General features: G+C 70.6%; 17 protein-coding genes. 9 read left to right on the top strand and 8 right to left on the bottom strand.

Features of this window, described 5'->3' with window-relative positions:
• The first annotated feature begins 5 nt into the window (after positions 1–5).
• The 6 genes from FXF51_RS36470 (at position 6) to FXF51_RS36495 (ending at position 8881) form a co-directional block, all read left to right on the top strand.
• Complete coding sequence (locus FXF51_RS36470; protein WP_148439268.1) at positions 6–992, top strand: glycoside hydrolase family 18 protein; 987 nt, start codon at positions 6–8, stop codon at positions 990–992.
• A 109-nt stretch (positions 993–1101) separates the two neighbouring features.
• Entirely contained in the window at positions 1102–1374 is a 273-nt protein-coding gene (gene rpsT / locus FXF51_RS36475) for a 30S ribosomal protein S20 (RefSeq protein ID WP_148439269.1), read from the top strand.
• Positions 1375–1556: 182 nt separating this feature from the next.
• Positions 1557–4610: an ABC transporter permease gene (locus tag FXF51_RS36480; RefSeq protein ID WP_148439270.1), complete on the top strand. Its 3054-nt coding sequence runs from the start codon at positions 1557–1559 to the stop codon at positions 4608–4610.
• A complete protein-coding gene (locus tag FXF51_RS36485; RefSeq protein WP_148439271.1) occupies positions 4607–7183 on the top strand; it encodes an FtsX-like permease family protein in 2577 nt (858 codons plus the stop codon). Before FXF51_RS36480 ends, FXF51_RS36485 begins: the two co-directional genes overlap by 4 nt.
• On the top strand, positions 7180–8196 hold the full coding sequence (locus FXF51_RS36490; RefSeq protein ID WP_148439272.1) for an ABC transporter ATP-binding protein: 1017 nt from the start codon (positions 7180–7182) through the stop codon (positions 8194–8196). The genes FXF51_RS36485 and FXF51_RS36490 overlap by 4 nt, the downstream gene beginning before the upstream one ends.
• Complete coding sequence (locus tag FXF51_RS36495) at positions 8189–8881, top strand: ABC transporter ATP-binding protein (RefSeq protein ID WP_148439273.1); 693 nt, start codon at positions 8189–8191, stop codon at positions 8879–8881. Before FXF51_RS36490 ends, FXF51_RS36495 begins: the two co-directional genes overlap by 8 nt.
• A 335-nt stretch (positions 8882–9216) precedes the next feature.
• Here FXF51_RS36495 and FXF51_RS36500 read toward each other — a convergent pair whose 3' ends face one another.
• Entirely contained in the window at positions 9217–10512 is a 1296-nt protein-coding gene (locus tag FXF51_RS36500; protein WP_148439274.1) for an MFS transporter, read from the bottom strand.
• Positions 10513–10579: 67 nt separating this feature from the next.
• Here FXF51_RS36500 and FXF51_RS36505 point away from each other — a divergent pair, with 67 nt between their 5' ends.
• Positions 10580–11065 (top strand): MarR family winged helix-turn-helix transcriptional regulator, encoded by a 486-nt coding sequence (locus FXF51_RS36505; RefSeq protein ID WP_148439275.1) that lies wholly within the window; start codon positions 10580–10582, stop codon positions 11063–11065.
• A 167-nt stretch (positions 11066–11232) separates the two neighbouring features.
• On the opposite strand, the gene holA is transcribed toward FXF51_RS36505, so the two are convergent.
• On the bottom strand, positions 11233–12204 hold the full coding sequence (holA, locus tag FXF51_RS36510; protein ID WP_148439276.1) for a DNA polymerase III subunit delta: 972 nt from the start codon (positions 12202–12204) through the stop codon (positions 11233–11235).
• Positions 12205–12946: 742 nt separating this feature from the next.
• Between holA and FXF51_RS36515 the strand changes: the two genes are divergently transcribed.
• Positions 12947–13255, top strand: a complete 309-nt coding sequence (locus FXF51_RS36515; protein ID WP_148439277.1) for a hypothetical protein — start codon at positions 12947–12949, stop codon at positions 13253–13255.
• A gap of 403 nt (positions 13256–13658) precedes the next feature.
• On the opposite strand, the gene FXF51_RS61185 is transcribed toward FXF51_RS36515, so the two are convergent.
• From FXF51_RS61185 to FXF51_RS36550, 6 genes are all read right to left on the bottom strand, one after another.
• Positions 13659–16499, bottom strand: coding sequence for a ComEC/Rec2 family competence protein (locus tag FXF51_RS61185; RefSeq protein WP_187414766.1), 2841 nt, complete (start codon positions 16497–16499; stop codon positions 13659–13661).
• Positions 16500–16501: 2 nt separating this feature from the next.
• Positions 16502–17071, bottom strand: a complete 570-nt coding sequence (locus FXF51_RS36530; RefSeq protein WP_262380064.1) for a ComEA family DNA-binding protein — start codon at positions 17069–17071, stop codon at positions 16502–16504.
• A 1054-nt stretch (positions 17072–18125) separates the two neighbouring features.
• On the bottom strand, positions 18126–19121 hold the full coding sequence (locus tag FXF51_RS36535; RefSeq protein WP_262380065.1) for a DegV family protein: 996 nt from the start codon (positions 19119–19121) through the stop codon (positions 18126–18128).
• A gap of 82 nt (positions 19122–19203) precedes the next feature.
• Entirely contained in the window at positions 19204–20412 is a 1209-nt protein-coding gene (gene hutI, locus FXF51_RS36540; protein ID WP_148439280.1) for an imidazolonepropionase, read from the bottom strand.
• A gap of 469 nt (positions 20413–20881) precedes the next feature.
• Positions 20882–22303, bottom strand: a complete 1422-nt coding sequence (gene hflX / locus FXF51_RS36545) for a GTPase HflX (RefSeq protein ID WP_411268415.1) — start codon at positions 22301–22303, stop codon at positions 20882–20884.
• Between the two features lie 79 nt (positions 22304–22382).
• Complete coding sequence (locus tag FXF51_RS36550) at positions 22383–23078, bottom strand: DUF4097 family beta strand repeat-containing protein (RefSeq protein ID WP_148439281.1); 696 nt, start codon at positions 23076–23078, stop codon at positions 22383–22385.
• Positions 23079–23220: 142 nt separating this feature from the next.
• Here FXF51_RS36550 and aceB point away from each other — a divergent pair, with 142 nt between their 5' ends.
• On the top strand, positions 23221–24798 hold the full coding sequence (gene aceB / locus FXF51_RS36555; protein WP_187414767.1) for a malate synthase A: 1578 nt from the start codon (positions 23221–23223) through the stop codon (positions 24796–24798).
• The last annotated feature ends 5 nt before the right edge of the window (positions 24799–24803 follow it).

The following is a 24803-nucleotide window of genomic DNA, read 5'->3' on the forward strand; positions in this document are numbered from 1 at the left end:
CCCGGGTGATTGCCCGAACCGTCATCCGCCGCGGCCTGCGCCTGCTCGCGCTTGCCTTGGCCGTCGTGCTCGCGCTGGGCGGCCTCCTCGCCGCGGCGCTCCGTATCCAGTTTACCGGTGCCCCGGCAGCCTGGGCGAAGAGCACCGGCAACGATGCCTTATGGCTGGGCCACGCCTGGGTGGACGGCCGCCGTACGGAGCAGGACGTGCAGAAGCTCGCCGTACGGCTGCGCACCACAGGCATCAAGGACGTGTACGTCCACTCCGGCCCCTTCGAGTGGGACGGCCGCCTAGATCCCGCCAAATACCCCAACGCCGGAAATTTCGTCCAATGGATGCGTAAGCATCTTCCCGGGATCCGCATCTCCGCCTGGCTCGGCCAGGCCGTCAAGAACGGCCTCGACCTGGACGACGCCGCGTCCCGCGCCAACGTCCTGGCCGGCGTCGCCGCCATCATGAAGCAGGGCTACGACGGCATCCACTACAACTTCGAGCCCATCGGCGACGACGACGCCGAGTTCCTCGACCTCCTGGACAGGACGCGGCAGCACACCAGGCTGCTGTCCACCTCAACCCCGCAGATCGAGCCCTTCTTCGGGATGCGCCTGACCGCCAGGGCCGTCCTGGGCCACGACAAGTACTGGTCCGAGGGCTACTTCCGCCAGGTCGTCGATCGCGTGGACCAGGTGGCGATCATGACGTACGACTCCTTCACCCCCTCGCAGTCCCTCTACGGCGGCTACGTGGCCCGGCAGGCCCGCCTCGCCCTGGACCTGGTCCCGGACTCCAAGGCCCTGTACATCGGCGCACCGGCCTACCACGACCACGGCGTACCATGGCTGGACCAGGCGGAGAGTGTCGCGATGGCCGCCGAGGGCGCCAGGCTGGCGCTGTCGGACCACGGCCGCCGCGAGCGGTTCGGGCTGGCGCTCTACGTCGACTTCGCCGCTACCGAGGAGGATTGGCGCGAGTACATGTTGCGGTGGCGTTGATTTGAGCAGCCGCCTGAGTTATTGGTAACCTGGGCAACTGCGTGTGGCGCGCCCTCTCTCGAGCCCGCGCGCCCCGTCCATCACTTCAGACTTTCACCGAGGCTTCTTCGTGGCGAACATCAAGTCCCAGATCAAGCGCAACAAGCAGAACGAGAAGGCTCGTCTGCGCAACAAGGCAGTCAAGTCCTCGCTGAAGACGGCTGTCCGCAAGTTCCGTGAGGCTGCCGAGCAGGGCGACGTCGAGCAGGCCGCGGCTCTGCAGCGCGTCGCCGCCCGTCAGCTCGACAAGGCCGTCAGCAAGGGCGTCATCCACAAGAACCAGGCCGCCAACCGCAAGTCCGCGATCGCCAAGCAGGCCGCGGCACTCGCGGGCGCCAAGTAAGCCTGGCATTTCGGCTTTCCGAAACGCCGCACCTCCTCATGGGGTGCGGCGTTGTTTTTTGCCGAGTTTTGTCACGGTTTCGATATCACACGCCCGTATCGGGTCCGTCACCGTTGTAAAGATCCCTTGCTCCCGCTCGTCCACCTGCCCGAAGGTGCACTAAACGGGGTGAAGGGGGACACATGCGGGGGCCGTTGGTCGTCAAGAGGGCGTTCAGCGAGCCGCTGCTCCTCCTGGCCGCCCTGGGCTCGATCCTGCTGGCGACCACCACGCTGGTGGCGCTGACCATGTACGCCTCCTCCATCGCCGAGGCCGGGGTCCGCCGGACGATGGAGACGGCCTCGTACGCGCAGACCGCTGCCACCATCAGCGCCCCCGTGACGGGCGAGACGTTCCCGGCGTTCGACCGGGCCGTACGCGCCGAGCTGTCCCGCGCCTACGCCGCCGAGCCCGCCCTCACCACCAGCTTCCGCTCCGACTCCTACGCCATGCCCGGCCAGGAGGCGCAGAAGCGGCCGGAACTGCTCAGGTTCGGCAGCTACGACGGCCTCGACCGGCACGCCAAACTCGTCTCCGGGGCCTGGCCGAAACCCGGTGACGATCCGGTCGAGGTGGCGATCTCGCTGTCGGCGGCCTCCGCGAGCGGGTTCGAGGCGGGGCAGGAGTTCACCGCGAGAGGGCGGCTCGACCCCCGCCCCATCAGGGTGCGCGTGGCCGGCGTCTTCCAGCTCAACGACCCCTTCGGCGAACGCTGGGCCGGCGAGCAGCTCCTCAGCAGGGGCGTGGAGCGCGGCGACTTCACCACGTACGGGCCGCTCATGGTGACCCGCGAGACCTTCCTGGCCCGCTTCGCCACGAACGTCAACGCCACCTGGACCGCCGTTCCCGACCTTCGCACGCTCACCCCCGAGCAGCTCCGCCCGCTGGCCGGCGCGATCGCGCGGGTGGAGGAGCGGCTGAAGGCGAACGGCTGCGCGAGCTGCGTGGCCACCAGCCACCTGCCCGAGATGCTCACCCAGCTCGACACCGCGTCCCTGGTGGCGCGCTCGACCATGCTGATCCCGGTGCTGCAGTTGCTGCTGCTGGCCGCGTACGCGCTGATGCTGACCGCGCGGCTGCTGGCCGACCACCGCCGCATGGAGGTGGCGCTGCTGCGCTCGCGCGGCGCGGGCACGGTGCGGCTGGCAGCGCTGGCGGGCGGCGAGGCGCTGCTGGTGGCGCTGCCGTGCGCGGTCGTGGCGCCGTTCCTCGGGCCGCCGCTGCTCGCGCTGGTCAACCGGCTCCCGTGGATCAGGGCCTCGGGGGTGCGGCTGGCGCCGGTGGCGGACGCGGGCACGTTCCTCGTGTCGTTCGGGGTGGCGCTGGCCGCGGCCGTCCTGCTGGTGCTGCCCGCGCTGGCGGGCGCGCGGCGCACGTACGTGGAGGAGCAGTCGGCGCGCGGGCGCGGCGGCGGGCGCGGGCTCATCGAGCGGGCGGGCGCGGACCTGGCGCTGCTGGTCGTGGCCGGGCTGGCGATCTGGCAGCTCCAGCGTTACGGCGCCCCCGTGACCACGACGGCGGCGGGCGGGCTGGGCATCGACCCGCTGATCATCTCCGGCCCCGCGCTGGCCCTGCTCACGGGCGGCATGCTGGGGCTGCGGCTGGTGCCGCGCCTGTCGCGGCTGGCCGAGCGGGTGACCTCCAGGCGGCCCACGCTCGCTCCCGCGCTCGGCGCGTGGCAGGTGAGCAGGCGGCCGCTCAAGTACGCCGGGCCCGCGCTGCTGCTCACCATGGCGATCGCGATCGGCATCGTCTCCCTGGCGACCGCCTCCACCTGGCGTTCCTCGCAGCTCGACCAGGCCCGCCACCAGGCGGGCGCCGACCTGCGGCTGTCCGGGCCCGCGGACGGCCCCGAGCTGGGGGCGCTCGGGCGCGGCACGGCGTTCACCGCGTTGCCCGGCGTCACCGCGGCCTCGCCCGGCTTCCGCGGGCAGAGCGACGTGAGCGGCGAGAACGCGCTGCTGCTCGCGCTCGACGCGGGCAAGCTCAGCGAGCTGTTCCACCTGCGGCCCGACCTGTCGGCGCAGAGCGTCGGCGAGCTGTCACGGGCGCTGGCCGGCGACCGGGCGAAGGGCCTGGACCTGCCCGGACGGCCGGCCAAGCTGGTCATGACCGCCGAGGCGAGCGCGGACCTCCCGCTGCGGCTGGTGCTGTCCGACGGCCTCGGCGTCTGGCGGGACGTGTCGCTCGGCATGCTCAAACAGGGCACGAACCAGGTCGAGGTGGACCTGCGTGCGCTGGCCGGCAGGAGCGGGGCGATCACGTACCCGATCACACTGCTCGGCCTGGTCGCGAGCGCGCAGGACACACCCGCGAACCTCACGCTCCAGGCGCTCACCGCCGACGGGCAGCCAGTCCCTGCGCGCCCGCTCACGATGAGCGTCGGCGGCGACACGACGGTCCCCTTCGTCCAGCAGCCGGAGCCAGGACCGCTGCCCGTGGTGCTCACCGCCGACCTGGCCGCCTCGCTCAAGCTGAGCATCGGGCAGAGCGGGCCCGCCTCCATCGACCGCCGGGTCATGCCGGTCAAGGTCGTGGGCGTGGTGGAGACGATGCCGACGACCGCGGCCGGGCAGCAGGCCGTGCTCGTCGACTGGGCGACGATGCAGGCGCGCGAGCTGGCCGCCGCGCGGCTCCCCCGCCCCGCCACGGAGTGGTGGCTGGCCGCAGGCGACACCACCGCCGCCGTGGCCGCCCTCGCGGGCCGTCCGGAGTGGGACGTCACCGCGCTCGACCAGCGCGCGCTGGCCGCCACCCTGCGCGACGACCCGCTGGCCAGCGGGCTGCAGGGGGCGCTGATGCTCGGGTTCGCGGCGGCGCTGGTGTTCGCCGTGCTCGGGTTCCTGGTCAACGCGACGGTCGCGGCGCGGGAGCGGCTGGCCGAGTTCGCGATCCTGCGGGCGCTCGGGGTCGCCCCCCGGCAGATGCTCGGGATGCTGGCCGTGGAGCAGACGTTCGTCGTGGGGCTGTCGCTGGCCGCCGGCACCGGGCTGGCGGTCGTCGTCGGCGTGCTGGTGGTGCCGCACGTGGTGCTGACCGGGCAGGCGGCGGCCGTCACGCCGGGCGTGCTGCTCGACATCCCGTGGGCGGCCACCGGGCTGATGCTGGCGCTGGTGACGGCGGTGCTGTTCGCGATCGTCGCCGGGCTGGCGCGCAACCTGCGCCGCCAGGGTCACGGCCTCCGGGAGGAACAGTGAGGATCCGGCTGCTCGCCCGGGTGCACCTGGGCACGATGGCCGTGCTGTTCGTGCTCACGCTGAGCGCGTGTCTGCTGGTCGCGGGCCTGCCGAGGACGACGCAGGGCTCGTACGACGAGGCTCTGCGCCGCGCGCTGAACGCCGCGCCCGCCGCGCAGACCGACCTGACCGTGACGGTGGAGTCCCACGGGCAGGGCGAGGACCTGCGCGAACGCGCCCAGTTCGACTCCCGCGAGCGCCTCTGGCGCGAGATCACGCCCGCCGGGTTGCGCCCGCTGACCACCGGCGCCGGGCACATGAGCGCCAAGACCTCGCTCACGCCCGTCACCGGCACGGGCGGCGGCATGTACGTCAATCTGGGCTGGCTCTCCGACGCCGACCGGCGCGTGGACTGGGTCGAGGGACGCGCTCCCGGCGCGCCCGCCACGACGCGCTACGAGGGCGACACGATCCCCGTCTTCGAGGTCGGGATCGTCGGGGAGGCCCTGCCCGAGATGGGCCTGCGGCTCGGCCAGACGATCATGCTCGGCGAGAACGACTACGCCGCCGTGAAGATCGTCGGCGTCTTCCGGGCCAGGGATCCCGGCGACCGCGCCTGGTCGCACGACTCCGACCTCCTGCACGTCATCCAGCAGAAGCCGCCCGGCGGCAAGGATCACGTCAACCACATCACCACGCTCATCTCCGACGCCGGGCTGACGGCCCTCAGCGGCGAGGGACGGAACCTGTCCTACCGGTGGATCCTGCCCCTGGACCCGCGGGCGGCCGGCGCGCTGGACGTGCCCGGCCTGCGGGCGGCGGTCGCCGAGTTCGCCCGGGTCGTGGGACTGCAGACCACCGGCAGCCCGTACCACGTCGAGACCGCGCTGCCCAAGCTGCTCGGCGACTTCCTGGCCGCGCTGTCCACCGCGCAGACCGTGATGTACCTGGTGCTCGGCGGGCTGCTTGCCGTCGCGCTCGGCGTGATCGTGCTGGCCGTGCAGCTCCTGGCCGACAAGCTGGACCACCCGCTGACCCTCGCGCGGGCGCGCGGCGGATCGCTGCCGCAGGTGGCGGGCACGGCCGCGGCCCTCGCCGCGCTGGCCGTGCTGCCCGCGGCGCTGATCGGGTACGCGCTGTCCTTCCTGGTGCCCGGGCCCGCGCTGCCGATCGTGCACGCCGGCCCGGCGATCGTGGTCGTGGTGGCCGTCGGGTTCGCCGCCGTCCGTACGGCGCTCGCGCACCGTACGCCGCTGCACGGCTCGCGCGACGACGTGGCCACCGCCCGGCCCTCCGCCAGGCGGATCACGCTGGAGGTGCTGGTCGTGGGGCTCGCGCTGGCGGGGGCGTACCTGCTGCGGGCCCGCGGGCTGAACGCGTCGGGCGGGCAGGACCCGTTCCTGCTCGTGGTGCCGATCGCGCTGACTGTGGCGGCGGCGCTGATCACGCTGCGGTGCTACCCGTACCCGTTGCGGCTGCTCGTCCGGCTGGCCTCGCGCGGCCGGGCCGCGGTGCCGTTCCTGGGGCTGACCAGGGCGGCCAGGGCCCGTTCCGGCAGCCTGCTGCCGGTGCTGATCCTGCTGCCCGCGCTGGGCGTGTCCGTGTTCGCCGCCGTCGTCTCCGACGGGATCGCCACCACGCAGCGCACCGCGTCCTGGCAGCAGGTGGGCGCGCCGATCAGGGTGACCGCGGAGAGCGAGATCCCGGCCGAGGCGATCGAGCGGGTGCGCCGCCTGCCCGGCGTCGAGCGGGTCGTCCTCGCCCAGACCGGACGGGTGCAGGTCGGGTACGGCGCCGAGCAGGCTCAGGCCATCGCCGTGGACGTGGCCCAGTGGCGGCGGCTCCTCGACAGCGCCCCCGTCGCGCTGCCCCCGCTGTCCGACGGCGCGCTCGTCTCGCCCGAGCTGCGCGGGCGGGGCACGTTCGAGATCGGCTGGCAGTCGCGGGTGAAGCTCGCCACGCGCGGCGTGGTCGAATCGGTGCCCGGTTTCTTCACCGAGGGCAAGTTCATGGTCGTGCCCATCGGGGTGCAGATCAGGCCCGCCGTGAACACGCTGCTGATCGCCGGCGACGTCCCGCTGCCCGAGCTGGCGCGGATGGTCCCGGCCGCCGTCGTCACCTCCCAGGAGAGCGCTCTGCGAGCCATCCAGGACGATCCGCTGACGAGCACGGTGCGCTGGACGCTGGTGATCGTGACGGTCGCGCTGGCCTCGTACGCGCTCATCGCCGTCGTCCTGTCGCTGGTCATCGGGGCCGCGGAACGGGCGCGGGCGGTGTCGTTCCTGCGCACCCTCGGCCTGTCGGAGCGGCAGGCGCAGCGACTGACCGTGCTGGAGATCCTGCCCATGATCCTCGTCACCGCGCTGGTCGGGCTCGGCCTGGGCCTCGCCCTGCCCGCCGCGCTCGGGCCCGGCGTCGACCTGTCCTCCTACGCCGGCGACCTGCCCGTCGGCGACTACTCGCTCGACCTGTTCCTGCCCAGCGCGCTGACGGCCGGGCTGGCCGCCGTCGCCCTGCTCGGCGCGTACGCCCACACCGCCATCAGCCGGCGCCGCAGCCTCGGCGCCGTACTCCGAGTGGGGGACCTCTCATGAACCCGACCCTGTCAGAGCTGGAAGCCAAGGCCAGGCGGCCCGCCGCCGCGTTCGGCGGCGACGCGCACATCGTGTGCGACAACCTCGTGCGCATCTACAAGACCGAGGGCGTCGAGGTCGTCGCGCTGCAGGGCCTGGACCTGGTGATCGACAAGGGTGAGCTGGTGGCCATCGTCGGGGCGTCAGGGTCCGGCAAGTCGACGCTGCTCAACGTGCTGTCCGGGCTGGACGTGCCGACGGCCGGGGTGGCCAGGGTCGCCGGGATGGACCTGCTGTCCATGAGCGCCAAGGACCGGCTGCGGTACCGGCGGTCGGTGGTGGGGTTCATCTGGCAGCAGACGGCGCGGAACCTGCTGCCGTACCTGACGGCGCGGGAGAACGTCGAGCTGCCGATGAAACTGGCGGGCACCTCGCGCCGGAGCCAGGCAGGCTCCTCACGCGGGAGCCAGGCAGGCTTGTCGCGCGGGGACCGGGCAGGTTTGTCGCGCAGGGGCCAGGCAGGCTTGTCGCGCGGGGAACGGGCGCTGGAGCTGCTGGAGTTGCTCGGCGTCGCCTCCTGCGCCCATCGCAGGACGCCCGAGATGTCCGGCGGCGAGCAGCAGCGCGTGGCCATCGCCGTCGCCCTCGCCAACTCCCCGCAGCTCATCCTGGCCGACGAGCCGACCGGCGAGCTCGACAGCGAGACGTCCGAGCAGGTCTTCGACGCGCTGCGCAAGGCCAACAGGGAGCTGGGCGTCACCGTCGTCATCGTCACGCACGACCCGCTCGTGTCGGAGCAGGTGGACCGGACCGTCGGCATCCGCGACGGACGCACCAGCAGCGAGACGCTGCGCCGTGAGGGCGCCGAGGGGCAGATCATCGCCGAGGAGTACGCCGTGCTCGACCGGGTCGGCCGCCTGCAGCTCCCCCGCGACTTCATGAACGCCCTCGACATGGAACGCCGGGTGCGGCTCGAACTCGAATCCGACCACATCGGCGTGTGGCCCGCCCGAGAGGAACCCTCGAATGACTGACTCGCCGCTGGTCATCGTGGAGGGCCTGCGCAAGGTCTACCGGACGGGGCCGAAGGAGGTCGTCGCCCTGCGGGACGTGTCCTTCTCCGTGCTGCCCGGTGAACTCGTCGCGATCCGCGGCCGGTCCGGCTCCGGGAAGACGACTCTGCTCAACCAGATCGGCGGCCTGGACAAACCGGACGCCGGGCGGGTGGTGGTGGACGGGCGCGAGATCACGTCCATGTCCGAGGACGAGCTGCTCGCCGTGCGCAGGGACGTCGTCGGGTTCGTGTTCCAGTCGTTCGGGCTCATCCCCGTGCTGTCGGCGGCCGAGAACGTGGGCGTCCCCATGCGGCTGCTGCGCACGCCTGTCGAGGAGCGCGACGCGCGGGTGCGGATGCTGCTCGCTCTCGTGGGGCTGGAGCAGCACGTCAACCAGCGGCCGTACGAGTTGTCCGGGGGGCAGCGGCAGCGGGTGGCGATCGCCAGGTCGCTGGCCAACCGGCCTCGGTTGCTGGTGGCGGATGAGCCTACGGGGCAGCTCGATTCGCAGACGGGGCGGCAGATCATGGAGTTGCTGCGGGCGGTCGTGCGGAGTGAGGGGGTCACGGCGCTGGTGGCCACGCACGATCCGAGCCTGATCACGCTGGCGGATCGGGTGCTGGAGATCAGCGATGGGGTGGTGCGGGAGGGGGCGCGCGCCTGAGGGCGGCGTACGGCACGACCGGCGTACGGCACGACCGGCGCGCGGCGCGACCGGCGTACGGCGCGACCGGCGTGCGGCGCGACCGGCGTGCGGCGCGTTCCCGCCGCGCGGTTCGGGGCCTCGCTGCGTGATCTGCTCGGGCTGGACCCGTTCGCTCAGGTTGGACGCGTTCGCTCAGGCTGGACCCGTTCGCTCACGCTGGACCCGTTCGCTCACGCTAGACCCGTTCCTCGACGGCGCGATCACCGCCGGTCCATGAGTACTTGCACAGGCCCGACCCCAGCAGCGTCCTGCGCGACCACCACCAGAGCGCCGGCCACCGACCCCAAGCCCGGTCACCGATCACGGGGCCGCCAGGCGATCGCGACAAGATTGGCGGCGGCGACCAGCACACCGCCCACCACCGCCAGCGCCGCCGCCCCGGTCACCCCTGCCAGCGGCGCGGCCACCGCCAGCCCGAACGGCCGCGACGCGAACGAGATCAGCTGATCGAACGACCGCACCCGCCCCAGCGCCCTTTCCGGAACCTCCTCCGCCACCACCGTCTCCCACAACGGGCTGAGCAGCCCCAACCCGAACATCGCCACGAAGTACGCCCCCGCGAGCACCGGGAGCGGCGCCGGAGCGGCCAGGGCCAGCATGGGCAACAGGTAGGCCGCCGCCCCCACCTGCACCATGACCAGCGGCCGCCGGACCGGCAGCCGGGGAGCGGCGAACACGCCCAGCACCATCCCCACGGTCCCGCTCTGCACGATCACCATCCAGCCCGTCTCGCCGCCCAGCTGGTGCACGACGGTCACGGGCCCGAGCGTAAGGAACAATCCGGCTACGAAATGCCACACACCGTGACCGAGGACACAGGCCAGGAACCAGGGACGCTTCCTGACCTCTCGCCACCCATGCACAAGATCGTCCCTGAACGACGCTCGGCCAGGGCCAGGCCGCAACCGAACCGCCAGAACCTTGCGATCGCGACTCTGGGCGCGTCCTCCTGCCGAACCACCCGGCACCGGCTCCACACCACCGCCGGACGTTCGTCTTCCGCCAGGGGACGCCGAGGCCGCGACCAACGACCGAGTACCGGCCGCCGATCGGATCCCGCCGAGGGTCAGCGCCGAGCAGGCGAACAACACCGCCGTAAGCGCCGCCGCCCACCCCGGCCCGGCCGCCACGGTGACCGTCCCGACCAGCGCCGGAGCCGCCACACCGGACAGGCTCGTCACCACGCCGATCCGTGCGTTCATCCGCAGCCTGTCCGCCCCCGGCACCACCGCGATCACCAGCCTGGGCACGGCCGGGCTGCCGAATGCGATGGCCGCTCCCGCCAGCGCGGACAGCAAGGCCAGGTCGACCAGCCGGTACAACCCGAGCAGCAGTTCCGCGGCGATGGCTGCCTGCGACAGACAACGGACCAGGTCGGCGGCCAGCGCGAGCCGTTCCGGCCTGACCCGATCAGCCACCACCCCGCCCACAGGCAGCAGCACCAGCAAGGGCACCAACTCACTCGCCAGCACGATCCCCAGCGCCTCGCCGCCATCGCCGACGCGCAACACCGCCAGGGTGATCGTCGTCGGAATGAGCGCCGTCGCCAGGGCGGACAGGCAACGCCCGATCAAGAGCCGAGATGTCATGGCCGGGACGATATTTCGCCAGCGAATGTTTCGTCAACAAAATACTCGCTGACGTATGATCCCTGCCATGGAGGACTCAGTCGATCGCCACCTGGCCCGCTGGCGCGGCAAAGCGCCCTTCGACGAGCGGGTGGAGGCGATCGTGACGCGCATGCAGTCCCTCGTGAAACACCTGTCCCACACCAAGGAAGCGGCCTTGTCGGAGGTGGGGATGCAGGACTACGAGTTCGAGACGCTGCACCGCCTGGTCGCCCGCGGCGGCTCGGCGACGCCGTCCGAACTGGCCGCCGACCTGCTGCTCTCACCCGCGGGGATGACCGGCCGGCTGGACACTCTCGAACGCGCGGGGCTGGTGCGCCGCGTACGCAGCGCCGAGGACCGGCGACGGGTGGACGTGGAGCTCAGCGCCAAGGGCAAGGAACTGTGGACGGAGGCGATGACGGTCCGCGCCGAGGTGGAGGCGGCCATGGTCAGCGCTCTGGCGCCGGCGGAGCAAGCCGTACTGGACACCCTGCTCAAGCAACTCCTCCTGAACGCGGAAACCACCCGCTAGCGCCCTCCGCACACGCCCACCCCACATCCAGGCCCACCCCACGGCCCGTGCCAGGCCCGCCGTCACGCCCGTGCCAGGCCCGCCTCTTGGCCGCCCCTACGCCCGTACCAGGCTCACCTCTTGGCCACCCTCACGCCAGGATCACATGTGCGATGGAAAGGCGCGCCCTACCGCCCGGTACGGCTGGCCACGATGACCTGCACCGTGTGCTCAAGCGCGTAAGCCGGGTCCGCTCCCCCGCCCTTGACCTGCTCATCCGCACTGGCCACAGCCTGGATCGCCCGCGACAACCCTTCCGGCCCCCACCCGTTGAGCTGCCGCTTCACCCGATCCACCTTCCACGGCGGCATGCCCACATGGCTGGCCAGTTGCCCACCCCGCAAATTACGAGGCGCACTGCCGACCTTGGCGAGCGACCGCAACCCACCGGCCAGCGCACTCACCAGCAACACGGGCGCGACCCCGGTGCCGAGCGCCCACCGCAGCTGCTCCAGCGCCTCCGCCAGCCGCCCCTCCACGGCCGAGTCAGCGACGTTGAACCCGGTGACCTCCGCCCGCCCCTTGTGATACCGAGCCACCGCGGCTGCGCCGATCGTCTTGTCCTCGGTGTCGAAGGCCAATTGGCTGCAGGCGGCGGCCAGCTCCCGCAGATCGTTCCCCACCGCGTCGAGCAACGCCTGCGCCGCGTCGCCGGCGACGTTCCGCCCGGCCCGCTTGAACTCTCCCTTGATGAACTCCAGCCGCTCCCCCGCCTTGGTGACCTTGTTGACCGTGATCACCTTGGCGCCGGCCTTCTTCACCCCATCGACCAGCGCCTTGCCTTTGACCCCGCCCGGATGCGACAGGACCATCACGGTGTCTTCCGAAGGGTGCTTGGTGTAAGCGACGATCTCGGCGATGACCTCTTTCGCCAGATCCTGAGCGGACCTGATCACCACCACCGAGCGATCCCCGAACAGCGAGGGCGAGGTCAGCTGCGTCAGCTCACCAGTGGTGACCTTGCCGCCGAGCAGGTCATGCACCTCAGCGCCGGAGCCGGCCGCCCGCGCCGCCGCGACGATGCCGCTCACCGCCCGCTCAGCCAGCAACTCCTCGTCGCCGACAACCAAGGTCACAGGTGCTGGATCGGTTCCCGCCATGTCAGGCAGCATGCCATGCGCCGCCGACAACCCGGTACTCGATGCCCTCTTCTCCTGGAACTGCCGCGACTGCGAACGACGAACGGCGCCATTGCAACGTGCACCACGGACCTCCGCGCTGGACTTGCGCACCGGACCCGCGCACCGGACTTCCGTGCTGGACCTCCGTGCTGGACCTCCGTGCTGGACCTCCGCGCTGGACCTCCGCGCTGGACCTCCGCGCTGGACTTGCGCACCGGACCCGCGCACCGGACTTCCGTGCTGGACCTCCACACGTGGCTCCCCTCACGTCGTCCCGTCACGCTGGACCTTCTCCCCCGACCCTCCTCACTCTGATCCGGCACGAACTTCGATCGGCGTCGAGCATCGAACAGGCAGCACCAGCACCATCGAAAACGGGGCACCATGCGTGCGCTGCGCATGATCGTAACGTCGGCCACCGCACTTGCGGCCGTCGGCTGTTCCGCACAGTCCGCATCGCCGCCGCAGCCCACCACCGCACACCCCGCCCCGCCGCAGCAGCCCACCACCACACACCCCGCGCCCGTGTCGGCCTCGCAGCCGTCAGTTGCGCCGCTGTCGGCCTCCCCGCCATCACCCTTTCCCCGGCCTACGGAGACCACCGCGGTCGAACTCCCGCCCCGTCCCGCGGCCCGCGCCCGGCCTGGCGAGCATCAGGTCCCCCAGCCCGAAGCACTGAGCACCAGCCGCATCCGTCTCGACGGCGATCGTCCGGTGCTGAGTGCCAGGCCGTCCGTTCTGGTCTGCGGCCCCGCAGGTGGCCAACGACGGCTATCACGTGCCTGCCTCCGGCCCCGCCAGAACCTACCGGCTGGCCCCGCGAGCCACAGTCGTCCTGATCGACATGAGCGACGGCCCCCGTCCCGTGAGCTACAGCGCCGACGCGTTCGTGGCGCTGCTGCGTGCCAAGCCCAGCGCGAGTCCGGAGGGTGGCGGGCTCGGCCCCTACTTCCGTACCTTCAGGACCGCCCTCGCCACTCCCGCCGACGGCGACGAGGTCGCTACGCTGGCCCAGCTCTACAAGCCATGACCGGTCGCTCAGCCCACCGAAAGACATCGCCTCCGCGCTGGAGTACGTCACGCCGTTCCGCGACGACGCCGGACGCGGGCGCTGGCTGTGCTACCCCACGCCCATCGACCGGCGTCACCACCTGGAGCTGTTCGCCGCCGCCTACAGCGCGACCCATACCGGCGGCTTGATCGGCGCGGTCATCGACGTACGGCAGTACGGCAGTACGGCAGTACGGCAGTACGGCATTCAGCAGGTGCGCCGTCTCGCTGACGCCGGCCACCAGTCCCAGGCTGGCTGGTCGCCGACGGCCATCTCGACGACCTCGGCCGAAGAGTGCTCTGGAGCCGGGCCAGTCGCCATCTGCTCGTACTGCCCAGTTCCTCCGTGCGGTCCTTCTCTCGCAGGGTTCCCCACCCTCTGGTCAGGGGCCGCGTGGGACCACAGCCAGTCCTCTTCCGTCCTCTCCTTCGACCACTGCCAGATCCCCTGACTGGTCCGTCCGGTACACGGCGAGTCCGAGACGGTGAAGCAGGCCCAGCGTGGACATGGCGGGATGGCCGTAGTCGTTGTGGGCTCCCACGCTGATCAGTGCCGCTCGTGCGCCGAGCGAAGCCAGGAAGGCCGGCGACTGCCGATTCGATCCATGGTGCGGGGTTTTGAGGAGGTCAGCCCGTATGGAGAGCCGGTGCAGGAGCTCTTCCTGGGCTTCGGTTTCCAGGTCGCCGCTGAGCAGGATCGAGCCGGCGCGCCAGCGTACGTGGAGGACCACGCTGGCGTTGTTGATCGCGCTGCCTTCGCCGGCCCCGCTCATCTCAGCGTGAGATGGGTCTGGAGCCAGTACGGTCACTTCGGAGGGGCCGAAGCGCCAGCGTGTCCCTGGTGGGGTCGTCCATTCGGGTATTCGGCCGCGGGCCAGGAGGGCGGAGATCCGTGCGCTGGAGTGTGCGCCTGTCCGCTGGGGGCTGACGAGCACGGCGCCTACCCGCCGGTTTCTGAGTACGCCCGGCAGGCCGTCGGTGTGGTCGGCGTGCGGGTGGGTGAGAACGATCAAGAGCACGTCGTCGATGCCGAGTCTGCGTAGGCATCGGTCCATGGTGACCGGGTCTGGTCCTGTGTCGACCACGACTCCCCTCCCCTGCCCTGCCGCGAGTACGAGTCCGTCGCCCTGACCCACGTCGCACATCACCATCAGCCACCCCTTGGGCGGCCACGGGGCGGTGATGGGCCGGATCACCAGGACTGCCACCAGGGCGGCGACGGCCGCCGTCAGTGCGATGGTGCGCCAGGCGCGGCGTCTCAGGACGGGGATCGACGCGATGGCTGCGAGAAGGAGCAGGCCCAGCCCTGGGAGACCTGCGGGCCATGGCAGGGTCGCGAAGGGAAGGTTCACCGCCCAGCGGGCGACCGTGACGATCCAGCCGACCGCGTACCCCGCCGGAATCACCAGGAGCCGCGCGCCATCGGGCCAGACGGGGGCCACCAAGGCGGCTCCGAAACCGAGCAAGGTCGCGGGTGCCACCGCTGGTGCGACGAAGATATTGGCAATCACGGCGATGGGCGTCAGCTGGCCCGACATCAGCACCAGTACGGGTGTCACGGCCAACTGAGCCGCCGCTGGCACCGCCACCGCCTCAGCCAGGAAGCGGGGAAGCCGATACGGCGGTTTTCTGAGATTGGCGCGGGGAGATATGGGGTCGGGAATACGGTTTGACTCTTTCGAGGGTGTGCTCTCGTCTCTGTGGGGAGGGCGATCCGGCTCATCCGGCGATGTGCTCTCGTCTCTGCCAGGAGTGCCATCTGGCTCGTCCGGCGATGTGAACTCCTTTCTGCCGGGTGGGCGATCTGGCTCGTCCGGCGATGTGTACCTCTTCTCGCCGGGCGCGCGGTTCGGCTCGTCCGGTGGTGTGTTCTCCTCCTTTGTGCCCGACAGCTTGTCTCGCCAGCGTGGGGCGAGGACGAGGATGCCGGCGGTCGCCGTGACAGAGAGGGCGAAGCCGTAGGAGCGGGCCAGTTCCGGGGTGAACAGCACCAGGAAGAGGACCGTGGCGGACAGCGCTGCGAGGCCGTCCTTGGAACGGCCCGTACCCATCGCGATGGCCGCTGCCAGGCCCATGAGGAGGGCGCGCAGCACGCTTGGGGACGGGCGGGCGACCACCGTGAACGCGAGCATCGCCACGGCGGCGAAGAGCGCCCTCATGGGGAGGGAGAGGCCGATCAGGCGGGAGAGTGCGAGGGTCGCGCCTGCGACGATCGCCAGGTTGGCGCCTGAGACGGCGTTCAGGTGGCTCAGACCGGCTTCTCTGAGGTCTGCGGTCACCTGGGGGTCCATGCGAGAGACGTCGCCGACGACCAGGCCCGGGAGGAGGCCACGTTGGTCGGGTGGCAGCACGTCGGCGGCGGCGCGGAGACCTGCTCTGAGGGCGCCTGCTGCCGTCTGGACAGTGGACGGGGGTGTGAGGACCCGCGGCGGCGTTCGGGCCAGCAGAGTGGCCGCTACGAGGGTGCCGGGGGTTGGACTCGCCAGGCGGCCTGCGACTTCCACGGTTTGAGTGGGCAGGAGCGAACTCCAGGCTTGGCCGGTGGCGAAGACGGTGATGGGGATGTTGACGGCTTGTCTGGTGATGGATGTTCGGATGACCTTGAGGTCGGCGGACACTACATAGCTCTCCTGGGCGAAGCGTGCGGTTCGGGTTGATCTGCGTTCTGGGTCGTTGGTCAGGGTGATCTCGGCGGTGATGAAGGCGTTCTGGCCGGCGAGTTCTGCTGCTGGGCTTGTGGTCAGGGTGTGGACGCGGAGGGCGGCTGAGGCTGAGGCCGCTGCCGTGCAGATGAGGGTGGCCAGGAGAACGTTGCGCCATCCGGCTTGTCCGGGCTCTCGCTGATTCTTGGGTGCGGTGCTGGTGTCTCTGGGTGGTGCTGGGGATGAGGTCGAGCGGGTCAGCCAGGCCGTGACTGCGGCGCCCAGGGTTGCGAAGGCGGCGACGATCGTCCCGGCGAGGGGTGGGCAGGCCAGGAAAACGAGGGCGCTGGCCCAGGCCGCGAGGGCGGGGAGGGCGAGGGGCCATGCGTGCACGCGGTTGTTGGTATCTGGATCCGCTTGAGTGGCGGCGATACTTGAGGCCTTGTCCTGGTAGGCGCCGACTCGCTTCCGGCTTCCCTCCGCAGCACCAGCCCATCTGTTGTCTTCCTGAACAGGGTCAGCCCTCTTGCTGCGCTGGTCGGGGTCGAGGTCGGTCCAGGCTTGATGGCGTTCGGTGGGCATCGTCAGACCCGGACCTTCGGCTTGATCTCCTCGAACTTTCTTGGGCCTATGCCTGAGACCTCGCGGAGTTGGTCGATGCTGGTGAAGCCGCCGCGGCTGGTACGGAACTCCGCTATGCGTGCTGCCAAGACCTCCCCCACGCCCGGGAGTTGCTCCAGTTGGTCGGGAGTGGCGGTGTTGAGGTCCAGGATGGTGGCATTGGGGTCCAAGATCGCGCCGTTGGGGTCCGTGGCAGGAGAGATCGGCAGGCCTTTGCCGGAGCCCACCACTATCTGCTCGCCGTCTATCAGGCGCCTGGCCAGGTTGAGTGAGCCTGTGGAGGCGCTGCGGGACACTCCTCCTGCGGCTGCCACCGCGTCGGTTACCCGGGCGCCCGATGGGAGGAGGTATACGCCCGGTTTGCGGATCTTGCCGGTGATGTGGACGGTGACCTTGGCTGTGCTCGTCGGTGAGGGTGAGGGTGTGATCGGGGTTGCCGGGGTGGGGGGTGGGAGGGGTTGCGGGGAGGGGGTCGACTGCCAGACGAAGAAGATCGCTACGGCTGTCGCGAGTAGTGCCACGGCGAGGAGCACGCGTAGGCCTGGCTTGCCTGGGTCGAGGGTGGCCGGGCCCTGGGAGGTGACGGCGGCGCGTAGGGCTTGGAGGGCTCGGAGTGCAGGGGCAGGTTGTTCGGGCCTGGGGGGAAGATCTGGAGGCCACGGTTCGGGAGGCCACGGTTCGAATGGGCGCTGCTCGGACGGGCGCTGCTCGAGCGGGCGCTGCTCGAGCGGAAACGGCATGGGTGAGCGCAGTTCGGGTGGCCACGATCCGGATGGGCGCTGTTCGAGTGGAAGCTGTTCAGGTGGCCGTGATTCGGGTGAAAGGTGCTCGGGGGGCCGTGATTCGGGTGGAAGGTGCTCGGGGGGCCAGGGTTCGGGTGGACGCTGCTGGGTTGGCGGGGGTTCGTTCAGCTGCGGCGGGTCCAACCGCGGCTCATCCACGGGTCGGTCATCCGCCGGCCGCCCGGCCACCGACTGCCGGTCGTACGGCCGCTTGCCCGCTGACCGCCCGACCGTTGCCACCTCGGCTCGCGGCCAGCCGTCCGTGGTTTCCCCGGTCAGCGACAGCTCGGCTGACGGCTCCTGTGTGGGCAGGTGGCGGTGCGCTTTCCGCCATGTGGCCGTTCCCGTGCCCCAGGGGAGGCGGCGGGGGCGGCGGGCAGGAGCGGTGATCGACCGTAGCCGGGATTCGGCTATGGCGCGTTCTGCCGTGGGGTCGGGGGTTCGCACGGCCAAGAACGTACGGGTTGAGTGGGGGCGGCGAAGGGACCGAGCGGGGTTCTGTGGATGGGGTGGAGGTTGGCAGGCGCGGAGCAGAGGGATGGTGTGCGGGCCTGTCTTTGGGCGCGCGAGGGGGCCGTGGTTGCTGTGGATGGAGGAGGAGCGCCGGCGGGCTGGCTGTGGATGGAGGAAAAGGCGGCGGAATGGCTGTGGATGGAGGAAGAGGCGGCGGGACGGCTGTGGATGGAGGAAGAGGCGGCGGGACGGCTGTGGATGGAGGAAGGCGGGGCGGTGGGACGGCTGTGGATGGAGGAAGGCGGGGCGGTGGGCGGGTGGCGTATGGAGGTGAAGTGCTTGAGAGGCGGGATCAGGCGTCGGATGAGGTGATCGTCAGGCCGAGCATGCCGGGCCCCACGTGTACGCCGATCACGGCCCCCACCTCGACCACCCGCAGATCTCTCAGATCGGGCACCCGCTTGTGCAGCCGCTCCGCCAGCGCCTCGGCGCGCTCCCTTGCCGCCAGGTGCTGCACCGCCACCTCCACAGCCCCCTTCCCCGCCGCTTGCACCGCCAGGTCCTCCAGGCGGGCGATGGCGCGAGACGACGTACGGACCTTCTCCAGGAGGCAGATGCGGCCGTCGGCGAGGTGGAGGAGAGGCTTGATCATGAGGGCGGAGCCGAGGAGGGAGGCGGCTGTGCCGATGCGGCCGCTGCGGTGGAGGTAGTCGAGGGTGTCGACGTAGAAGAACGTCCGGGTGGTGCGCATGCTGGCGCGGGCGGCGGTCACGACCTCGTCGAGGGAGGCTCCGGTGGCGGCGGCTCGGGCGGCGGCGAGGACGGGGTAGCCCAGGCCCATCGCGATCGAGCGGCTGTCGATGACTTCCACCGGTACGGGGGCGTCCCGGGCGGCGGTCAGGGCGGATTCGATGGTGCCTGACAGCTCGCCTGAGACGTGGATGGAGACGATGGCGGTGGCACCGCCGGCGGCGAGGGCGGAGTAGCAGGCGGCGAAGCGGGCGGGAGCGGGGCGGGAGGTGGTGGCGGAGGCGAGGTCGCCGGTGAAGGAGTCTTCGTCGAAGGCGAGGTCGCTGCTGAAGGAGCCTGGGGGGTGGTGGGAGGTGCGGTTGCCAGGTGGTGTGCGCCCGAAGCGCGAGAGGCGGTCCCTGGGCGAGATGCGCCCGCCGGAGGTGGAGGAGCCACGGGAAGACCCCTCGATGCCGGAGGTGGAGGAGCCACGGGAAGACCCCTCGGTGCCGGAGGTGAAGTCGCCGCGGGAAGATTCCCTGGTGCCGGAGGTGAAGTCGCCGCGACGGGTCTCCTCGGCGCCGGAGGTGAGGTCGTGCCCGACCACCTGTACGGGCACCACAGCCACCCCAGCCACAGCCCCCAAATAAGCAGTCGAATCCGTAACAACCGCAACCAAGGCCGCCATACCCCGAGACTAACTACTGAACGGGCGTTCCACCCCGCCACACCCGCCGCGGCTTCAACCCGAACGACCAGGCGAAGGCGCCTTCGTGGTCGGCGTCCCACTGCACGATGTCCGCGAGCCGTCCGGGTGCCAGCACCCCACGGTCGGGAGCGCCGAGGACGGTGGCGCCGCCGAGGGTGGCCGCGCGCAGGGCGTCGTTGACGCTCATGCCGAACGCCGACACCGCCATGGCCACGACCAGGGACATCGAGGTGATGCCGCAGTAGCCGGGGTTGTGGTCGCTGCCGAGGGCGATCTGCACGCCGTGCTTGATCATCTGGCGGACCGGCGGCAGGTGGCCACGCTGGAGGGCGGTGGCCGGGCAGACGACGGCGGGGACGCCGTAGCGGGACATGATGGCGATGTCCTCGTCGGACATGTGGTGCAGGCCGTCGGCGGAGGCGCAGCCGAGCTCGGCGGCGAGCTGGACGGCGCCGCGCCGGCTGAAGATGCCGGCGTGGATGCGCGGCAGCAGGCCCACGTTGCGACCGGAGGCGAGGACCCAGCGGGACTCCTCGGTGGTGAAGTAGCCCTCGTCGCAGTAGACGTCCACGCTGTCGGCGCCGGCGGCGGCCGCGTCGGCGCACCAGGCGCCCACGGCCTCGACGTACTCGCGCTGCCTGCCGAAGTACTCCGGCGGCACCACGTGCGCGGCCAGGAACGTGACGTGCACCCGCGGCATCATCGGCTCCTTCTCCAGCTCGCGCAGGAGCCGCACGTCGGCGAGCTCGCCGTCGCGGGTGAGGTGGTAGCCGGTCTTGGCCTCGACGGTGGTGGTGCCGCTGAGCAGCCAGCTGCGCAGCCGCTCGCGCACGCCGTTGCACAAGGTCCACGGGTCGGTGCCGCGCGTCACGGTGACGGTGGAGCCCACGCCGCCGCCCGCCGCGGTGATCGAGGCGGAGGTGGAGCCGCCGGTGCGGATGGCCAGCTCGGCGTAGCGGTTGCCGGCGTAGACGGGGTGGGTGTGGGCGTCGATGAGACCGGGCGTGACGAGGGCGCCGCCGAGGTTCTCGACGTGGTCGACGTCGACGATGTCATCGACCACGCCTGGCACGCTCTGCGGCAGGTCCGGCGCGCGGCCGACCCAGGCGATGCGGTCGTTGTGCACGAGGATGGCGGCGTTGCTGAGGACCTCGTTGCCGGTCCAGAGGCGGCCGATGTTGGTCAGGAGTCGGACGGTCACCGCATCACCACCCAGCATGACCCCCCGCACGAGCGCGCAGCCCAGCGCACGGCCTGTGCCGCGCCCACTGAGTCCGCTCCGGGTCCGGACGACATGGGGGGTCTCCTGCTCTTCCGCATCGAGTTGTGCGGTGACCGTACCGCCGGACCCATGATCCGGCGATTTCAGTTCAGTTACGTTATTTCACATGTTGGGCCGCTGTACAGGGTTATTCGGAAGAAAGACCATTCATCCCAAACATCACGCAGCCCTGCCTTGTCCCCACGGCTCCCGCTGACGACATCGACACTCACAGTCATCATCGAACCCAGAACCCAAACCCAAAACGAGACCAACGTCTGGCCAATCCTAGCAATCCCAGGGTTCGCGGACCACTGCCGCTTTTGGGCAAGTGTGGTGCACTTTGCGGGCTTGTACCACAAGATGACGGGATGGCCCGGTTAGAAAACCAGGCCATCCCGAAAAGAGGTCAGGCTACGCGCTCCACCGGCTTGCCCACCCGCAGCAGCTCCTGCGACAGGCTGGGCAGCACCCTGGCGTGCAGGATCGTCCCGTCACCCACGTGGTCCACCGAGAGCACCTCGCCCTCCTTGTGCGCCCGCGAGATGAGGTCGCCCCGCTCGTACGGCACCAGCAGATGAACCTCGTGATCCAGCCGCGGCAGCCGCTCCTCGATCAGGTCCATCAGCGCCGGGATTCCCTTGCCGGTGCGGGCGGACACCACGATGCTGTCGCGCTCGCGCCTGGCGATGCGGTCCAGCACCTCCTGGTCGGCCGCGTCGGCCTTGTTGATCACGACGATCTCGGGGATGTCGGCGGCGCCGTCGATGTCGGCGAACACCTCCCGCACCGCCGCGAGCTGCCCCTCGGGGTCCGGGTGCGAGCCGTCGACCACGTGCAGGATCAGGTCGGCGTCGGCGACCTCCTCCAGCGTGGACCTGAACGCCTCGACGAGCTGGTGCGGCAGGTGCCGGACGAACCCGACGGTGTCGGCGATCGTGAACAGCCTGCCCTCCGGCGTGCGCGCGCGGCGCACGGTCGGGTCGAGGGTGGCGAACAGCGCGTCCTCGACCAGCACGCCCGCGCCGGTGACGCGGTTGAGCAGCGAGGACTTGCCCGCGTTGGTGTAGCCGGCGATGGCCACGGCGGGCACCTCGCGGCGCTGGCGCCGGTGGCGCATGGTCTCGCGCGAGGTGGACATGCCGCTGATCTGGCGGCGCAGCTTCGACATGCGCTCGCGGATGCGCCGACGGTCCAGCTCGATCTTCGTCTCACCGGGGCCGCGGCCACCGATGCCGACACCGCCGGCGGCGCGACCGCCGACCTGCCGGGACAGGTTGCCGCCCCAGCCGCGCAGGCGCGGCAGCAGGTACGACAGCTGCGCCAGCTCGACCTGGGCCTTGCCCTCGCGGCTCTTGGCGTGCTGGGCGAAGATGTCGAGGATCAGCGCGGTCCGGTCGATGACCTTGACCTTGACGATGTCCTCGAGCTGGCGGAGCTGGCCGGGGGTCAGCTCGCCGTCGCAGATCACGGTGTCGGCGCCGCTGGACTCGACGATGTCGCGCAGCTCCAGAGCCTTGCCCGAGCCGATGTAGGTGGCCGGGTCGGGCTTCTGGCGGCGCTGGATGAGCCCGTCGAGCACCTCGGACCCGGCCGTCTCGGCCAGGAGCTTGAGCTCGAGCAGGGAGTTGTCGGCCTCCTCCGCGGTGCCGGAGGTCCAGACGCCGACGAGAACGACCCGTTCGAGCCGCAGCTGCCGGTACTCGACCTCGGAGACATCCTGGAGTTCGGTGGAGAGGCCCGCCACGCGGCGGAGCGCCTGGCGATCCTCGAGGTCCATGTCGCCGGTCTCGAACGCGTCGAGCTCGGAGTATTCGTGCATACGTGTCATCTCTATTAGGGAACGTCTGGACACCTCGGTGTCTTCCCACGATGGTGGCACGACATCCGTTTCGCAATCACCTGGTTAATCAAGCAGGCTTGACCGTGATGTCGCCGGAGCCCGCGGTCAGCGAGATCTTGTGGGCCGACGCGGTGTCCTTCTTGACCGTCACGGTGGCGTCGCCGGAGCCCACGTCCGTCTTGACGTCGTAGGCGCCGTCGGGGACGTTCAGCGTGATGTCCCCCGATCCGGTCTTCAGCTCGGCGGTCTCCGGCGCGGCGGTGTAGGTCAGCTGGATGTTGCCCGAGCCGAGGTCGGCGTAGACCTTCTTGCCCGCCAGCCCGGCCGCGTCCACGTCGCCGGATCCGGCGGTCAGGTCGATCTGGCCGGTGAGGTTGCGCAGGGTGAGGTTGCCGGAGCCGGCCTCCAGGTCGACCGGGAGCCCCTTGGGGATCTCGATCTTGTAGTCGACGCTGCAGCTGCCCCAGTTGGCGGGGCACGCGTAGGTGAGGAACAGCGCGTCGCCCTCGACCTTGTGCTCCGGCTTGGGCTTGTGGGAGTCGCCGCGCCAGTGCAGGGTCTCGACGACGCGCACGGCGGTCCCGTCGGTCTCGGTGATCACGGCCTCACCGGCGTCGCTCTTGAGCTGGAGCTTGGTGACCTTGTCCGTCACCTGGTACGAGACCGTGTCCTCGTTCGAGGGGCCCGCGATGTCGCCGAGGCCGCACCCCGTCAGCAGTGCCGCGGCGGCGAGCAGTCCGCCCGCGATCGCAATCGTCTTCATGCGGAAATCGTGTCGTGGGATGCCCTCCGGTGACATCGGGGATGCCCCCAGGGGAACCCCAGCCTTTGACCCCCGAACATCAGGGGAGTAATTTCACTTCCACCATCCAGAACTCGTTTTCCACAATATGGAAAGAGGTCCCATGGAGATCACCGGCCCGATGCACGACCGGTTCGACGAGATCCTCACGCCGGAGGCGCGCGATTTCGTGGCCGCTCTCCAGCGGGAGTTCGGCGCCAGGCGGCTGGAGCTGCTGGAGGCCCGCCAGGCGCGCCAGGCGGAGCTGTCGGCGGGCGGCATGCTCGACTTCCTGCCGGAGACGAAGGAGATCAGGGAGAGCGACTGGCAGGTCGCGCCCCCGGCGCCCGGCCTGGAGGACAGGCGCGTCGAGATCACCGGCCCGGTCGACAAGAAGATGACGATCAACGCGCTCAACTCCGGCGCCAAGGTGTGGCTGGCCGACTTCGAGGACGCCAACTCGCCGCTGTGGGAGAACTGCGTGTCCGGTCACCTCAACCTGCGTGACGCGCTCGACCGCACGATCGACTTCGAGACGGGCGGCAAGGCGTACGCGCTCAAGCCCGACAGCGAACTGGCCACCGTCGTGGTGCGCCCGCGCGGCTGGCACCTGGACGAGAAGCACGCCCTGGTCGACGGGCGGCCGGTCGCGGGGTCGCTGTTCGACTTCGGCCTCTACTTCTTCCACTGCGCCCAGCGGCAGATCGACAAGGGCAAGGGCCCGTACTTCTACCTGCCCAAGATCGAGTCGTACCTGGAGGCGCGGCTCTGGAACGACGTGTTCACCAGGGCGCAGCAGCTCCTCGGCGTCCCGCACGGCACGATCAGGGCGACCGTGCTGATCGAGACGTACCCGGCGGCGTTCGAGATGGAGGAGATCCTCTACGAGCTGCGCGACCACTCGGCCGGGCTGAACGCGGGCCGCTGGGACTACCTGTTCAGCGTGATCAAGAAGTTCCGGACGCGGGGCCGCGAGTTCCTGCTGCCCGAGCGGAACGCGGTCACGATGACGGCGCCGTTCATGCGCGCGTACACGGAGCTGCTGGTGCGCACCTGCCACAAGCGCGGCGCGCACGCCATCGGCGGGATGGCCGCGTTCATCCCCTCCCGCAGGGACGCCGAGGTCAACGCGGTGGCGCTGGAGAAGGTGCGGGCGGACAAGACGCGTGAGTCGGGCGACGGTTTCGACGGGTCGTGGGTGGCGCACCCCGACCTGGTGCCGATCTGCCGCGAGGTCTTCGACGGCGTGCTCGGCTCGCGGCCGAACCAGCTCGACCGGCTGCGCGAGGACGTCAGCGTGACGGCCGCCGAGCTGCTGGCCGTCTCCGAGACGCCGGGCGACATCACCGAGGCGGGCCTGCGCAACAACGTGGACGTGGCGCTGCGTTACCTGGCCGCCTGGATGGGCGGGCTGGGCGCGGTCGCCATCCACAACCTCATGGAGGACGCGGCCACCGCGGAGATCTCCCGCTCGCAGATCTGGCAGTGGATCCACAACGACATCACCCTGGCCGACACCGCCCAGCAGGTGACCAAGGAGCTGGTGGAGCGGATCATCACCGAGGAGGTGGCGAAGATCGCGATGGAGCCCGGCTACGACGAGAAGTTGTTCGGGCAGGCGACGGCGCTGTTCAAGGAAGTGGCGCTGGACGACGACTTCGCCGAGTTCCTGACTCTTCCCGCGTACGCCCAGATGCCGTAGAAAAT

The sequence above is a fragment of the Nonomuraea sp. PA05 genome, from assembly GCF_008086045.1.
Classification (GTDB): Bacteria; Actinomycetota; Actinomycetes; order Streptosporangiales; family Streptosporangiaceae; genus Nonomuraea; species Nonomuraea monospora.

Coding starts and splice junctions, on each gene's coding strand:
- holA (WP_148439276.1), bottom strand. CDS start 12,204: ATGGCGGGAACCGATCCAGCACCTGTGACCTTGGTTGTCGGCGACGAG.
- FXF51_RS36490 (WP_148439272.1), top strand. CDS start 7,180: ATGAACCCGACCCTGTCAGAGCTGGAAGCCAAGGCCAGGCGGCCCGCC.
- FXF51_RS36550 (WP_148439281.1), bottom strand. CDS start 23,078: ATGAAGACGATTGCGATCGCGGGCGGACTGCTCGCCGCCGCGGCACTG.
- FXF51_RS61185 (WP_187414766.1), bottom strand. CDS start 16,499: ATGCCCACCGAACGCCATCAAGCCTGGACCGACCTCGACCCCGACCAG.
- aceB (WP_187414767.1), top strand. CDS start 23,221: ATGGAGATCACCGGCCCGATGCACGACCGGTTCGACGAGATCCTCACG.
- FXF51_RS36500 (WP_148439274.1), bottom strand. CDS start 10,512: ATGACATCTCGGCTCTTGATCGGGCGTTGCCTGTCCGCCCTGGCGACG.
- FXF51_RS36480 (WP_148439270.1), top strand. CDS start 1,557: ATGCGGGGGCCGTTGGTCGTCAAGAGGGCGTTCAGCGAGCCGCTGCTC.
- FXF51_RS36505 (WP_148439275.1), top strand. CDS start 10,580: ATGGAGGACTCAGTCGATCGCCACCTGGCCCGCTGGCGCGGCAAAGCG.
- hflX (WP_411268415.1), bottom strand. CDS start 22,303: ATGACACGTATGCACGAATACTCCGAGCTCGACGCGTTCGAGACCGGC.
- FXF51_RS36495 (WP_148439273.1), top strand. CDS start 8,189: ATGACTGACTCGCCGCTGGTCATCGTGGAGGGCCTGCGCAAGGTCTAC.